At 58.5% G+C, this 13696-nt stretch carries 13 protein-coding genes; 5 read left to right on the top strand and 8 right to left on the bottom strand.

All coding sequences use genetic code 11. The features are described from left to right. Positions 1 to 19 precede the first annotated feature (19 nt). Together mfd and N438_RS08135 are read left to right on the top strand one after the other, a co-directional pair. Positions 20 to 3466, top strand: a complete 3447-nt coding sequence (mfd, locus tag N438_RS08140; protein WP_116696210.1) for a transcription-repair coupling factor — start codon at positions 20 to 22, stop codon at positions 3464 to 3466. Between the two features lie 163 nt (positions 3467 to 3629). Continuing rightward, on the top strand, positions 3630 to 4589 hold the full coding sequence (locus N438_RS08135) for a L,D-transpeptidase family protein (protein WP_012542231.1): 960 nt from the start codon (positions 3630 to 3632) through the stop codon (positions 4587 to 4589). A 128-nt stretch (positions 4590 to 4717) separates the two neighbouring features. On the opposite strand, the gene bhsA is transcribed toward N438_RS08135, so the two are convergent. Continuing rightward, positions 4718 to 4975 (bottom strand): multiple stress resistance protein BhsA, encoded by a 258-nt coding sequence (bhsA, locus tag N438_RS08130; protein WP_002900788.1) that lies wholly within the window; start codon positions 4973 to 4975, stop codon positions 4718 to 4720. Between the two features lie 133 nt (positions 4976 to 5108). Here bhsA and N438_RS27890 point away from each other — a divergent pair, with 133 nt between their 5' ends. After that, complete coding sequence (locus N438_RS27890; RefSeq protein ID WP_046622381.1) at positions 5109 to 5228, top strand: hypothetical protein; 120 nt, start codon at positions 5109 to 5111, stop codon at positions 5226 to 5228. After that, the gene (locus N438_RS08125; RefSeq protein WP_008806001.1) at positions 5225 to 5860 is read left to right on the top strand and encodes a TetR/AcrR family transcriptional regulator; all 636 of its coding nucleotides are present in this window, start codon (positions 5225 to 5227) and stop codon (positions 5858 to 5860) included. The genes N438_RS27890 and N438_RS08125 overlap by 4 nt, the downstream gene beginning before the upstream one ends. Before the next feature lie 52 nt (positions 5861 to 5912). Here the strand turns inward: N438_RS08125 and N438_RS27885 are convergent, their stop codons facing one another. Next, a complete protein-coding gene (locus N438_RS27885) occupies positions 5913 to 6035 on the bottom strand; it encodes a hypothetical protein (protein WP_012542233.1) in 123 nt (40 codons plus the stop codon). Between the two features lie 69 nt (positions 6036 to 6104). Between N438_RS27885 and N438_RS08120 the strand changes: the two genes are divergently transcribed. Continuing rightward, on the top strand, positions 6105 to 8294 hold the full coding sequence (locus tag N438_RS08120; protein WP_022065355.1) for a TonB-dependent siderophore receptor: 2190 nt from the start codon (positions 6105 to 6107) through the stop codon (positions 8292 to 8294). Positions 8295 to 8351: 57 nt separating this feature from the next. On the opposite strand, the gene N438_RS08115 is transcribed toward N438_RS08120, so the two are convergent. From N438_RS08115 to lpoB, 6 genes are all read right to left on the bottom strand, one after another. Further along, positions 8352 to 8891, bottom strand: a complete 540-nt coding sequence (locus tag N438_RS08115; protein WP_008805999.1) for a glycine zipper 2TM domain-containing protein — start codon at positions 8889 to 8891, stop codon at positions 8352 to 8354. A gap of 192 nt (positions 8892 to 9083) precedes the next feature. Next, on the bottom strand, positions 9084 to 10388 hold the full coding sequence (locus N438_RS08110; protein WP_008805997.1) for an NAD(P)/FAD-dependent oxidoreductase: 1305 nt from the start codon (positions 10386 to 10388) through the stop codon (positions 9084 to 9086). Positions 10389 to 10631: 243 nt separating this feature from the next. Continuing rightward, positions 10632 to 11174: an alpha/beta hydrolase YcfP gene (gene ycfP, locus N438_RS08100; protein WP_002900775.1), complete on the bottom strand. Its 543-nt coding sequence runs from the start codon at positions 11172 to 11174 to the stop codon at positions 10632 to 10634. A 35-nt stretch (positions 11175 to 11209) separates the two neighbouring features. Further along, the gene (gene nagZ / locus N438_RS08095; RefSeq protein WP_162494430.1) at positions 11210 to 12220 is read right to left on the bottom strand and encodes a beta-N-acetylhexosaminidase; all 1011 of its coding nucleotides are present in this window, start codon (positions 12218 to 12220) and stop codon (positions 11210 to 11212) included. 23 nt (positions 12221 to 12243) lie between these two features. Next, positions 12244 to 13071 carry a thiamine kinase gene (gene thiK / locus N438_RS08090; protein ID WP_016160619.1) on the bottom strand — a complete coding sequence of 276 codons (828 nt, stop codon included), beginning with the start codon at positions 13069 to 13071 and terminating at the stop codon, positions 12244 to 12246. After that, entirely contained in the window at positions 13052 to 13690 is a 639-nt protein-coding gene (gene lpoB / locus N438_RS08085) for a penicillin-binding protein activator LpoB (protein WP_162493324.1), read from the bottom strand. Before lpoB ends, thiK begins: the two co-directional genes overlap by 20 nt. Between the last annotated feature and the right edge of the window lie 6 nt (positions 13691 to 13696).

The raw sequence follows: 13696 nt of genomic DNA, 5'->3' as shown, positions 1-13696 counted from the left end.
AGAGACCATGAAACCGTCTATGCCTGAACAATATCGATACTCATTGCCGGCCAAAGCCGGTGATCTGCGCCAGCTTGGCGAGTTGACCGGCGCGGCCTGCGCTACCCTGGTGGCAGAGATGGCCGAACGCCACAAAGGCCCGGTGGTGCTGGTGGCACCTGACATGCAAAACGCGCTGCGTCTGAACGACGAGATCAGGCAGTTCACCGACAGCATGGTGATGGGGCTGGCTGACTGGGAAACGCTCCCCTACGACAGCTTCTCGCCGCACCAGGATATCATCTCCTCCCGCCTAGCCACCCTTTACCAGTTACCCACCATGCAGCGCGGCGTACTGATCGTCCCGGTCAGCACCCTGATGCAGCGCGTTTGCCCGCACAGCTTCCTTCACGGGCACGCGCTGGTGATGAAAAAGGGCCAGCGCCTGTCGCGCGATGCGCTGCGCGATCAGCTGGAGGGCGCCGGCTATCGCCATGTCGATCAGGTGATGGAGCACGGCGAATATGCCACCCGCGGCGCGCTGCTCGACCTGTTCCCGATGGGCAGCGACCAGCCCTACCGCCTCGATTTCTTTGACGATGAAATCGACAGCCTGCGTCTGTTCGACGTCGACAGCCAGCGCACGCTGGAGGAAGTGGCGGCCATTAACCTGCTGCCGGCGCACGAGTTTCCCACCGACCAGACCGCCATCGAGCTGTTCCGCAGTCAGTGGCGCGACCGTTTTGAGGTGAAGCGCGATGCCGAGCATATCTATCAGCAGGTCAGTAAAGGGACACTGCCTGTCGGTATCGAATACTGGCAGCCGCTGTTCTTCAGCGAGCCGCTGCCGCCGTTATTTAGCTATTTCCCGGCCAGCACCCTGATCGTCAACACCGGCGATCTCGAGGCCAGCGCGGAACGTTTCCAGAATGAAGCCCGCGCCCGCTTCGAAAACCGCGGCGTCGATCCGATGCGCCCGCTCCTGCCGCCGGAACTGCTGTGGCTGCGCAGCGATGAGCTGTTCGGCGAACTGAAAAAATGGCCGCGCGTACAGCTGAAAACCGAGCGCCTGGCGGACAAAGCGGCGAATACCAATCTGGGCTACCAGACGCTGCCTGATCTCGCGGTGCAGGCGCAAAACAAAGCGCCGCTGGATAATCTGCGCCGCTTCCTCGAGTCCTTTACCGGCCCGGTGATCTTCTCCGTGGAAAGCGAGGGTCGCCGTGAAGCGCTGAGCGAAATGCTGGCGCGGATTAAAATTGCGCCAAAACACGTGCTGCGTCTGGAAGAAGCCACCGGCAATGGCCGCTATCTGATGATTGGCGCCGCCGAACACGGGTTTATTGACAGTCAGCGCGGCCTGGCGCTGATTTGCGAAAGCGACCTGCTCGGCGAGCGCGTGGCGCGCCGCCGGCAGGATTCACGTCGCACAATCAACCCTGACATCCTCATTCGCAACCTTGTCGAACTGCATATCGGCCAGCCGGTTGTCCATCTGGAGCACGGCGTGGGCCGCTATGCGGGAATGACCACCCTGGAAGCCGGCGGCATCACCGGCGAATACCTGATGCTGACTTACGCCAACGATGCCAGGCTATACGTTCCGGTATCCTCCCTGCATCTTATCAGCCGTTACGCCGGCGGGGCGGAAGAGAACGCGCCCCTGCACAAGCTGGGCGGCGATGCCTGGACCCGGGCGCGACAAAAAGCGGCTGAGAAAGTACGCGACGTGGCGGCAGAGCTGCTGGATATCTACGCCCAGCGCGCGGCGAAGGCGGGCTTTGCCTTTAAACACGACCGCGAACAGTATCAGCTGTTCTGCGACGGCTTCCCGTTTGAAACCACGCCGGATCAGGCGCAGGCGATTAACGCCGTCCTCAGCGATATGTGCCAGCCGCTGGCCATGGACCGCCTGGTGTGCGGCGATGTGGGCTTCGGTAAGACCGAAGTGGCTATGCGCGCCGCCTTCCTCGCCGTGGAGAACCACAAGCAGGTGGCGGTGCTGGTGCCGACCACCCTGCTGGCTCAGCAACACTATGACAACTTCCGCGATCGTTTCGCCAACTGGCCGGTACGCATCGAAATGCTCTCCCGCTTCCGCAGCGCTAAAGAGCAGGCGCAGATCCTCGAGCAGGCCGCGGAAGGCAAAATCGATATCTTAATCGGCACCCACAAGCTGCTGCAGAGCGAGGTGAAGCTGCGCGATCTCGGGCTGCTGATCGTCGACGAAGAGCACCGCTTTGGCGTTCGTCACAAAGAACGCATCAAAGCAATGCGCGCCGATGTCGATATCCTGACCCTCACCGCCACGCCGATCCCGCGGACGCTGAACATGGCGATGAGCGGGATGCGGGACCTGTCGATCATCGCCACGCCGCCGGCGCGCCGTCTGGCGGTGAAGACCTTCGTTCGCGAATACGACGCCCTGGTGGTGCGCGAGGCGATCCTGCGCGAAACGCTGCGCGGAGGCCAGGTCTACTATCTGTTTAATGACGTCGAAAACATCCAGAAAGCCGCCGACAAGCTGGCGGAGCTGGTGCCGGAGGCGCGGATAGCCATCGGCCACGGCCAGATGCGGGAGCGCGAACTGGAGCGGGTGATGAATGACTTCCATCACCAGCGCTTCAATGTGCTGGTGTGCACCACCATCATCGAAACCGGGATCGACATTCCCACTGCCAACACCATCATCATCGAACGCGCCGACCATTTTGGCCTCGCCCAGCTGCACCAGCTGCGCGGCCGCGTTGGCCGTTCGCATCATCAGGCCTATGCCTGGCTGCTGACGCCGCATCCGAAAGCGATGACCACCGATGCGCAAAAGCGCCTTGAAGCCATTGCGTCGCTGGAAGATCTCGGCGCCGGCTTTGCGCTGGCGACCCACGATCTGGAGATTCGCGGGGCCGGGGAACTGCTCGGCGAAGATCAGAGCGGTCAGATGGAAACCATCGGTTTCTCTCTGTATATGGAGCTGCTGGAGAACGCAGTCGATGCGCTGAAAGCCGGACGCGAACCCTCGCTGGAAGATCTCACCAGCCAGCAGACGGAGGTCGAACTGCGCATGCCTTCCCTGCTGCCTGACGATTTCATCCCTGACGTCAATACGCGGCTGTCATTCTATAAGCGCATTGCCAGCGCCAAAAACGAACTCGATCTGGAGGAGATCAAAGTCGAGCTGATCGATCGTTTTGGCCGCCTGCCCGATGCCGCCCGCAACCTGCTGGATATTGCCCGTCTGCGTCAGCAGGCGCAGAAACTGGGGATCCGCAAACTGGAAAGCAACGAAAAAGGCGGCGTGATTGAATTTAACGAGAAAAACAACGTCAATCCGGTGTGGTTGATCGGCCTGCTGCAGAAGCAGCCCCAGCACTTCCGGCTGGACGGGCCGACGCGCCTGAAATTCATGCAGGATCTGGAAGAGCGTAAAACGCGGATGGACTGGGTTCGCCAGTTTATGCGTCAGCTGGAAGAGAACGCCGTCGCCTGACTGGCAGGAGATACGGCCCCCTGGCCGTATCTCCCTTCTTACATACCTGGCAATCTTTACAAACATTTTGCAATCCGCCTGGATTTCCCCACACAGACTCACGCCATAATCTCATCTGCTTTTCATATAAAAATAACCACTTATATATTTTGGAGTTATGGTAATGAGAAACCGTTTCCCCGTTACGCTCTGGCTGGCGCTGGTCGCGCTGGTCGCCGCGCTGGCTCTGCCCGCGCGCGCCAACACCTGGCCCCTTCCCCCGCCGGGCAGCCGGCTGGTAGGTCAGAATACGTTCCACGTGGTGCAGGATAACGGCGGTTCGCTGGAGGCGATTGCCAAAAAGTACAATGTCGGCTTTCTGGCCCTGCTGCAGGCCAATCCCGGGGTTGACCCCTATGTTCCCCGCGCCGGCAGCGTGCTGACCATCCCCCTGCAGACGCTGCTGCCCGATGCGCCGCGCGAAGGGCTGGTGATTAACCTTGCCGAACTGCGCCTCTACTATTACCCGCCGGGTAAGAATGAAGTGACCGTCTACCCGATCGGCATCGGCCAGCTGGGCGGAACCACCATCACGCCGACGATGGTCACGACCGTGTCTGACAAGCGGGCCAATCCGACCTGGACGCCCACCGCTAACATTCGCGCCCGCTATAAGGCAATGGGGATTGAGCTGCCGGCGGTGGTGCCAGCCGGTCCTGACAACCCGATGGGCCATCACGCCATCCGCCTCGCCGCCTATGGCGGAGTCTATCTCCTGCACGGCACCAATGCCGATTTCGGCATCGGCATGCGCGTCAGCTCCGGCTGTATTCGTCTGCGCGACAACGATATCAAGGCGCTGTACAACGCCATTTCGCCAGGCACTAAGGTGAATATCATTAACACGCCGATCAAGGTATCGGTAGAGCCGGATGGCCGCCGTCTGGTTGAAGTCCATCAGCCGCTGTCTGAGCATATCGATGACGACCCGCAGACCTTGCCCATTACGCTTAACGCGACCATGACGGAGTTCAAACAGGCGCCGCAAACCGACGGGACGGTGATGGAGCGCGCGATGAATTACCGCTCGGGCATGCCCATTGACGTCACGCGTCATGCTGCCCCTGGACCGCAGTCGTTGTAGTCTTACGCTGCACAAAACAAAAAACCCGCCTGATGGCGGGTTTTTTGTTGGCAAGGGTCAAACAGGGGTACAACAGGGTCTTACTCATCGCTGTCCGGTGAAGGGGGCCGGGCAACGACGCATCGGGCTTACTTGTAGATAACAGCGGTGCCGTGAAGGGTATTCGGACCGGTTACCGAAGTAATACGGTATGAAGTGGCGCCCATCTCATCCGCTTTCTGCGCCAGCTGATCTTCCAGCGAACCCAGATTGGTCCCGGCAGAAGCAGAGATGGTGCCCACTTTATGCTGACCCGCTGGGGTGGATTGCACCTCTACAGCGGCAAAGCTGGCGAAAGAAAGTGAGCTAAGAACGGCGGCAATAGCCAGAGTATTAACGGTTTTCATGATTATTATACCTGTGCAGATGAATTTTTTAGTAGGGTCGCAAGTATTAACTTAACGATCGATAGGTAAATAGTAATGTGATCTACATCACACGTCAACGTATTTTTATAACGATCGTTTAACTATTTATAAAATGCTTAAATTTCATACGCATATGATTTATTTATTTTTAAACCAACAGCGCTGGCCCCGGCGATCGTTTATTTTTATAATGGCCTTTCACCAAACCAACATAGGTACAACGGCACCATGACAACTGACGTTCAAAGTTGCGCCAAAAAAAGCCGTGGCCGACCGAAGGTGTTCGACAGGGATGCGGCGCTGGACAAAGCCATGACACTCTTCTGGCAGCACGGCTATGAGGCGACCTCGCTCGCCGATCTGGTCGAGGCGACAGGAGCAAAAGCCCCCACCCTGTATGCGGAATTTGTGAATAAAGAAGGCCTGTTCCGCGCAGTGTTGGATCGTTACATTTCGCGCTTTGCCGCGAAGCACGAAGCCGTGCTGTTGGCCGAAGGTAAATCCGTCGATCAGGCGTTGCGCGACTACTTCACGGCGGTCGCCACCTGCTTTACCAGCAAAGAGACGCCGGCCGGCTGCTTTATTATCAATACCTCCGCCGCGCTGGCCGCCTCCTCGACGGATATCGCCAATACCATCAAATCCCGCCATGCGATGCAGGAGCAGGCGCTCACTCAGTTTCTGCAGCAGCGGCAAGCGCAGGGCGAACTCCCCGCGGGCCGCGACGTCGCGCCGCTGGCGCAGTTTCTCAACTGTGTCCTGCAGGGGATGTCGATTAGCGCGCGGGAAGGCGCGGATTTCGACAAGCTGATGCAAATCACCGACACCACTCTCCGTCTCTGGCCGCAGATCCTCGAGTCCTGATGTGCCCTGCCTCCGGCGGTATTCTGCCGCCGGATCCACTCTCCTGTTGGCTTTATCCCCACAAAATAGATTGATTTTTATTACCTTTTCTCGTGCAAGATAAACGCAAATGATATTGATTGCGATATTCATTATGTGCAAAATCCTTTTTTGAGTTTTTCCAGATGTTTCGCATTGTAACTAATGCCGACCCGGCGTCGGCCTATAACAACGACAAAGCAACTTGCTCATAAAAGGAATGGATATGAAAAAGCGCCTCTGGGTGCTCCACCCCCTGCTGCTGGTCAGCTCGCTGCCTGCGCTGGCGGCTCAGTCTGATGAAGACAGCATCATCGTTAGTGCAAACCGCACCCATCGCACCGTGGCCGAAATGGCCCAAACCACCTGGGTCATTGAGGGCCAGGAGATTGAGCAGCAGGTCCAGGGCGGGAAAGAGTTCAAAGACGTGCTGGCGCAGCTGATCCCGGGCATCGATGTCAGCAGCCAGGGGCGCACCAATTACGGGATGAACATGCGCGGGCGCGCCATCGTCGTGCTGATCGACGGCGTCCGGCTCAATTCCTCACGCACCGACAGTCGCCAGCTCGACGCCATCGACCCCTTTAACATCGAACATATCGAAGTGATCTCCGGGGCGACCTCGCTGTACGGCGGAGGCAGTACCGGCGGGCTTATCAACATCGTCACCAAGAAAGGGCAGCAGGATCGCCAGGTCGATCTCGAGGTGGGCAGCAAGAGCGGGTTTGCGAACAGTAACGATCACGATGAGCGCATCGCGGCGGCCGTCAGCGGCGGGACAGACCATGCATCCGGGCGCTTATCGGTAGCCTATCAGCGTTTCGGCGGCTGGTACGATGGCAATAACGATGCGCTGATCCTCGATAACACCCAAACGGGGCTCCAGCACTCTGACCGCCTCGACGTGATGGGGACGGGGACGATTGAGATCGATGACAATCGCCAGTTGCAGCTTGTCACCCAGTATTATAAAAGCCAGGGCGATGATGACTACGGCCTGTGGCTCGGGAAGAACATGTCCGCTGTCACCAGCGGCGGCAAAGCGTACACCACCGACGGGCTCAATTCCGACCGTATCCCCGGCACTGAGCGCCACCTGATCAGCCTCCAGTACTCCGATGCTGACTTCTTCGGCCAGAATCTGGTGAGCCAGGTGTACTATCGCGATGAGTCCCTCACCTTCTATCCGTTCCCGACGCTTACGAAAGGCCAGGTCAGTAGCTTCTCCTCGTCGCAGCAGGATACCGATCAGTATGGCGCAAAGCTGACCCTCAACAGCCAGCCGCTGGCGGGATGGGATCTTACCTGGGGTCTCGACGCCGATCATGAGACCTTCAATGCCAACCAGATGTTCTTCGATCTGCAGCAATCGCTGGCGTCCGGCGGGCTGCATAACGAATCGATCTACACCACCGGCCGCTATCCGGGATACAGCATCTCCAACGTCGCGCCGTTCCTGCAGTCCAGCTACGATCTGAACGAGATCTTTACCGTCAGCGGTGGGGTACGCTACCAGTGGACCGAAAACCGGGTTGACGACTTTGTCGGCTACGCCCAGCAACAGGATATCGCCAACGGCAAAGCGCGCTCCGCCGACGCCATCAAAGGCGGCAAAACCGATTACGATAACTTCCTGTTTAACGCCGGGATCGTGGCGCATCTGACCGAGCGTCAGCAGACCTGGTTTAACTTCTCGCAGGGCGTCGAGCTGCCGGACCCCGGTAAATACTACGGCATCGGTAAATACGGCGCGGCGGTCAATGGCCATCTGCCGCTGATCTCCAGCGTCAACGTCGATGACTCGCCGCTGCAGGGGATCAAAGTTAACTCGTATGAGCTGGGCTGGCGCTACACCGGCGATAACCTGCGCACCCAGCTGGCGGCATATTACTCGACTTCGGATAAGACCATCGTCGTCAACCGCACCGACATGACCATCGACGTGCAGTCCGACAAACGGCGTATTTACGGCGTTGAGGGAGCGGTCGATTACTTTATTCCGGACAGCGACTGGAGCGTCGGCGGTAACTTCAACGTGCTGAAATCACAGGTGCAGACCGACGGCCGCTGGCAAAAATGGGATGTCACCCTCGCCTCACCGTCCAAAGCCACCGCCTGGGTGGGTTGGGCGCCGGATCCGTGGAGCCTGCGCGTGCAGAGCCAGCAGGTGTTTGACCTCAGCGACGCCGCCGGTAACAAGCTGGAAGGCTATAACACCGTTGATTTTATTGGCAGTTACGCGCTGCCGGTGGGGAAACTGACCTTCAGTATCGAAAACCTGCTTAACGAAGACTATGTCACCATCTGGGGCCAGCGGGCGCCGCTGCTCTACAGCCCGACCTACGGCAGTTCATCGCTGTACGAATACAAAGGCCGTGGCCGTACCTTCGGTCTGAATTACGCGTTAACCTTCTGATAAAAAAAGCCCCTCAGCCTGAGCGATTGAGGGGCTAATCAATACATAAATCTGTTTTTAGATTTTGTTGTTCAGGACCAGCTGGCCGTTGTTGTCCAGCGGGATCTGGCTGCCAGGATTGTGATCCATACGGATTTTCCCCTGCTGATCGCCTATTTTATAGGTCACATCGTAGCCCAGCATTTTATCGGATTTGTCATACACCGTTTTACAACGCTGCTGGGTGGTAGTGTAGGTATCGTTGTCCTGCATCGCCCCCTGCAGCTGGTTGCCGGCATAGCCGCCGCCCAGCGCACCTACCACCGTCGCTACACTACGTCCGCGACCGCCGCCAAACTGGTGGCCAATCACCCCACCGGCCACCGCGCCGAGTACCGAACCGGCGATACGGTTTTCATCCTGGACCGGACGACGATGGGTCACCGTGACATTGCGGCATTCCTGACGCGGCGTTTTCACGGTTTCTTTAATCGGTGTACTGGAGACCACTTGCGCATACTGCGGGCCGCGATCTAACACGTTGAGACCAGCGACAGCTGCAACGCCCAGCGCGGCAGCCACGCCTATCCCTATACCCGCCAACATAGATTTATTCACGGGAGATCCTCCTTTGTTGCTGTTGATACAATTTTGCAACCGGAGCCGGGAGGGCGCAAATCAGATAGCGGATGAAAAGTGCGAGAATTCGCAGCAAATCAAGGGGATTCAGAGGATTCCGAGCGGGATCGCCGCGGTTTCAGCAGAAGAGCCCGGAGCGCCGTCAGGGCGGCTCCGGGTAAAGACAGCGTATTAGTGCAGCTTAAGACGCGGGCGAATGATGCGGTTGATACGCCCTACCAGCATCATCAGGCCGGTTTTGAAATAGCCGTGCAGGGCGATCTGGTGCATACGGTACAGGGAGATGTACACGAAGCGCGCAATACGCCCTTCCACCATCATCGAGCCGCGCATCAGGTTACCCATCAGGCTGCCGACGGTGGAGTAATTGGACAGTGACACCAGCGAGCCATGGTCTTTATAGGTGTACGCCTTCAGCGGTTTGCCTTTCATCTGCGCCAGGATGTTGTTCAGCGCGCAGGTAGCCATCTGGTGCGCCGCCTGGGCCCGCGGAGGGACAAAGCCGCCTTCCGGACGCGCACAGGAGGCGCAGTCGCCGATGGCGAAAATATCCGCATCCCGGGTGGTCTGCAGCGTCGGCTCGACCACCAGCTGATTGATACGGTTGGTTTCGAGGCCGCCGATCTCTTTCATGAAATCTGGCGCTTTGATCCCGGCCGCCCAGACCATCAGATCCGCTTCAATATATTCGCCATCTTTGGTGTGCAGACCGCCTGCATCCGCGCTGGTGACCATGGTCTGCGTCAGCACCCGTACGCCCAGCTTGGTCAGCTCATTATGCGCCGCCCCGGAAATGCGCGGCGGCAGTGCGGGCAGAATACGCTCGCCCGCCTCGACCAGCGTGACGTTCAGCGCTTCGTTAGTCAGCCCTTTGTAGCCGTAGCTGTGCAGCTGTTTCACCGCATTATGCAGTTCAGCGGAGAGTTCCACGCCGGTGGCGCCGCCGCCGACAATGGCGATGTTCACTTTACCGTTGGCACCCAGGTTGGCGGAGTATTTGAGGAACAGGTTGAGCATTTCCTGATGGAAACGACGCGCCTGATGCGGGTTGTCGAGGAAAATGCAGTTCTCTTTCACGCCAGGGGTGTTGAAGTCATTCGAGGTACTGCCCAACGCCATCACCAGCGTGTCGTACGGCAGTTTACGCTCAGCCACCAGCAGCTCGCCTTTTTCATTACGCAGCTCGCCGAGGGTGATGGTCTTCCCTTCGCGGTTGATATCCACCACCGAGCCCAGCTGGAACTGGAAACCGTGGTTGCGGGCATGGGCCAGATAGCTCAGCGCATCGACACCTTCATCCAGAGAACCGGTCGCCACTTCATGCAGCAGCGGCTTCCACAGATGGCTGTGGTTACGGTCCACCAGGGTGATTTTCGCTTTTTTATGGCGCCCTAACTTTTTCCCCAGCTGAGTTGCCAGTTCCAGTCCGCCAGCGCCGCCACCCACAATTACGATTTTTTTCAATGGCGTAGTCATGTGTACCCCTAAAATTATTAACCAATTGTTAAATAAAAGTTATGATAATAGCCTTTATTTAACAACAAGTTACGTCAATGAAACCATTCAGCACCGTCGAGAATACCATGAACGGTGCATTGGTCATACCAAAATTGATATGCATCAAGTTTTTCGCGTATTTTTTCAGCGAAACCAATAAGTGTAGGCATAAAAAAACCCGCGCGGTGAACACGGCGCGGGTTTGGCGACAGGGGAAAAGGCTTAACCGAGGGTTTTAAACGCTTTCAGCCGCTGCAGGTGCGGCGAGATGTTTTTAAATTTATGGGTCTGCTCTTCATCCCAGATAATTTCATAATAGTGGTGCAGAAGATCGGCGGAACGCTGGCTGTCCAGCGCTTCGTCCTGCCGGGAAAGCACCACCAGACAGCGATCGCGATTCTTCTCACGGAAGTTGGTTACACACTTGGTGGCGATGTCAGCATACTCTTCCGGGCGGTCGATTTTGCCTTCCATGTTCTCATGCGGAAACAGGTTTGGATTGAACACCGCCTGGCGGATATCGCACAGAAAACCAATCCGCTCCGCCCAGTAGCCGCCAAGGCCGACGCCGCAGATCAGCGGCCGGTCATCGGCGGTAAGCTGCAGCATTTTATCGACCTCTTTCAGCAGATGCTGCATGTCGTGCTTGGGGTGGCGCGTGCTGTAGCTAATCAACCGCACGTCCGGGTCGATAAACTGCAGCTGCATCACCTTCTCATGGTTACCGGGGCTGTTCGAGTCAAAACCGTGTAAATAGATAATCATCGCATCCTCACCAGACAACAACGCCCCGCAGAGCGTTACGCGGACTTCGCCTCTTGCCAGCGCGCATGAAGCTGCTCCAGCTGGGCACTCACCGTTTTCCAACGGGCTGAATCCCTTAACTCCTGACGGGAAAAGGAACCTTTATGATACAATTTCGTAACACGCTCTGCTTTGATCGGCGACAGGTTATCCAGCACACTGACCGCGCCTTTACGATTATTGCAGACCAGTATCATATCGCAACCGGCGTCAAGCGACGCCTGACCGCGTTCGGCATAGCTGCCCATGATCGCCGCCCCTTCCATCGACAGATCGTCGGAGAAAATCACCCCGTCGAAGCCCAGCTCGCCGCGCAGCACCGTTTTTAACCAGTACGCTGAGCCGCTGGCCGGACGCGGGTCGAGCTCCGGGTAAATCACATGCGCGGGCATGATGGCATCCAGACGCTGTTCGGCGATGAGGCTTTTGAATACCGCCATATCGTGGTCGCGAATCACCGATGCCGGCCGCGGATCGAACGGGGTCTCTTTGTGCGAATCGGCAGTCACCGCCCCGTGCCCCGGGAAGTGTTTACCGGTGGTTTTCATACCCGCGGCGTGCATCCCGTCAATAAAGTGACGCGCCATCGTCAGCGCTTTCTGCGGATCTTCATGATAAGAACGTTCGCCGATCGCGGCGCTGATGTGGCCCACGTCCAGCACCGGCGCAAAGCTAATATCGATGTCCATGGCGATCATTTCGCTGGCCATCAGCCAGCCGGCCTCGGCGGCCAGTTTACCCCCCTCTTCCATCCCCAGCAGCGCGGCGAAAGACTGGGCCGCCGGTAAACGGGTAAAGCCTTCGCGGAAACGCTGAACGCGTCCCCCTTCCTGATCGACCGCCACCACCAGATGGTTCCGGGAGGCATCGCGGATCTGGCGCACCAGCTCCCGCAGCTGCGCCGGATCGTGATAATTACGGGTAAAGAGGATCAACCCTCCCACCAGCGGATGCGCCAGAATCTCTCGCTCTTCCGCATCCAGTTCATACCCTTCGACATCCAACATGACTGGGCCCACACTGACCTCTCTTATCCTTTACGTTCGTTGTCTAACTGACACCATATTTCATCTGCCAGCGTGATAAATTGCCGATCGCCGCTCTGCTGCCAGCGCATTTCATACCATCCCGCCATCAGCAGCAATACCCACGGGCGCCAAAGTACAACCTGCCGCCAAAGCTGCTGCGCGTCGATGGCCGCCCGCCGGGCATACGCCGCCACCAGCTGGCGGCGCTGGTGAGGGGAAATCCACACCGCGGCCAGCTCCAGCGCGATATCGCCATCGCCGGCATATTCCCAGTCGATCAGCCTCAGGCCGGACTCGCTGTGGATAATATTGCCGGCATGGACGTCCATATGCAGCGGCGCCAGCCGCAGAGGACGGGGCTCGCCCCGGCGGCGCAGCCGCTGATGCCAGCGCAGCCAGCGCGGCGTGCGCCGTGCCGGATCGCACGTCTGCCAGTACTGGGCCAGCAGCGGTGCGAGGGTAACACGCCAGCCGAATCGCGGTTGCTGATGCACGTCATACAATAAGTCTGACAGCATAGGGCAGGCCGGTAACTCGCTTTTCACCTCCCCTGCGCAATATTCCACCACCATCCAGCAGGGTGAGTAAAACAGCGGGGCTGGCGCCAGCCTGGCAGGCAGTCGGCGGAGCGCGCGATACTGACGGCGGAAATAACAGGAAGCGGCTGACGGGTCGTGCGGCTGACGTAGCACGTGCCGCTGGTCGCCGTCGCTGATAATCACACTGCCGCCGCTGAGGCCATTCTGGCTCAGCGAGGCGACAGGATGATAGCGGGGGAAGAAGCGCGACAAGAGCTCATCGCGCGTCAGCTTATTGTTGCTGAACAGCACCTTTACCTGACCAGATAATCTCGCCGGTTTGCACCAGCATCAACTGCATCTTCAGTTCAGGCGCGTTGACGTTGCCGGTGGCATTGGAGTAAAGCACATACTGCGCGCCCACGTTGCGGGCGATCCCCATGGCTTTGCTGCGGCTGCCGAGGCTGTCCTGCGGCGACAGGCCCAGCTGCTGTTTGGCGACCCCAAGCTGCTGCGCCGAGACCAGCGTAAACTTACCGTTGCCGGCCAGCGCATTACGCAGCGCGGTAGTGGCTTCTCCCGCATTCAGCGTACCATTGGTGCGGTTGTTCACGCTGTCAACCAGCAGAATACTGCCCGCATTGACGCCGCTGGCCTGCAGCATCTGCCCCACCAGCGGCTGGACCGCGCCGTTCCAGTCATAATGACGCACGCGCGGCGCCGGCTGACCAGACTGCTGATCCTGATGCTCAATGGGCCCCGGCTGCGACGGTACGGCAGGAACCGCCGGTACCGTCGGCACCGTGGGCTGCGGCTGCGCAGGCTGCTGCGGCTGCGGTTTGGCCTCTTCGACCGGCGCAGGCTGCTCACGTAACCCCGCACAGCCTGCGAGGAATATCGCCAGTGCTGTGATTAACGCATAGCGACACATTTTCAT

Origin of the sequence: Klebsiella sp. GL120222-02 (genome assembly GCF_003097195.1) — a bacterium.
GTDB classification, from domain to species: Bacteria; Pseudomonadota; Gammaproteobacteria; order Enterobacterales; family Enterobacteriaceae; genus Klebsiella; species Klebsiella variicola.
This window is presented reverse-complemented; position numbering and strand designations above follow the sequence as displayed.

Bases quoted from the DNA above. Each gene is read 5' to 3' on its own strand.
- mfd (WP_116696210.1), top strand. From the start codon at position 20: ATGCCTGAACAATATCGATACTCATTGCCGGCCAAAGCCGGTGATCTG.
- N438_RS08135 (WP_012542231.1), top strand. From the start codon at position 3,630: ATGAGAAACCGTTTCCCCGTTACGCTCTGGCTGGCGCTGGTCGCGCTG.
- bhsA (WP_002900788.1), bottom strand. From the start codon at position 4,975: ATGAAAACCGTTAATACTCTGGCTATTGCCGCCGTTCTTAGCTCACTT.
- N438_RS27890 (WP_046622381.1), top strand. From the start codon at position 5,109: ATGCTTAAATTTCATACGCATATGATTTATTTATTTTTAAACCAACAG.
- N438_RS08125 (WP_008806001.1), top strand. From the start codon at position 5,225: ATGACAACTGACGTTCAAAGTTGCGCCAAAAAAAGCCGTGGCCGACCG.
- N438_RS27885 (WP_012542233.1), bottom strand. From the start codon at position 6,035: ATGCGAAACATCTGGAAAAACTCAAAAAAGGATTTTGCACATAATGAA.
- N438_RS08120 (WP_022065355.1), top strand. From the start codon at position 6,105: ATGAAAAAGCGCCTCTGGGTGCTCCACCCCCTGCTGCTGGTCAGCTCG.
- N438_RS08110 (WP_008805997.1), bottom strand. From the start codon at position 10,388: ATGACTACGCCATTGAAAAAAATCGTAATTGTGGGTGGCGGCGCTGGC.
- ycfP (WP_002900775.1), bottom strand. From the start codon at position 11,174: ATGATTATCTATTTACACGGTTTTGACTCGAACAGCCCCGGTAACCAT.
- nagZ (WP_162494430.1), bottom strand. From the start codon at position 12,220: ATGTTGGATGTCGAAGGGTATGAACTGGATGCGGAAGAGCGAGAGATT.
- lpoB (WP_162493324.1), bottom strand. From the start codon at position 13,690: ATGTGTCGCTATGCGTTAATCACAGCACTGGCGATATTCCTCGCAGGC.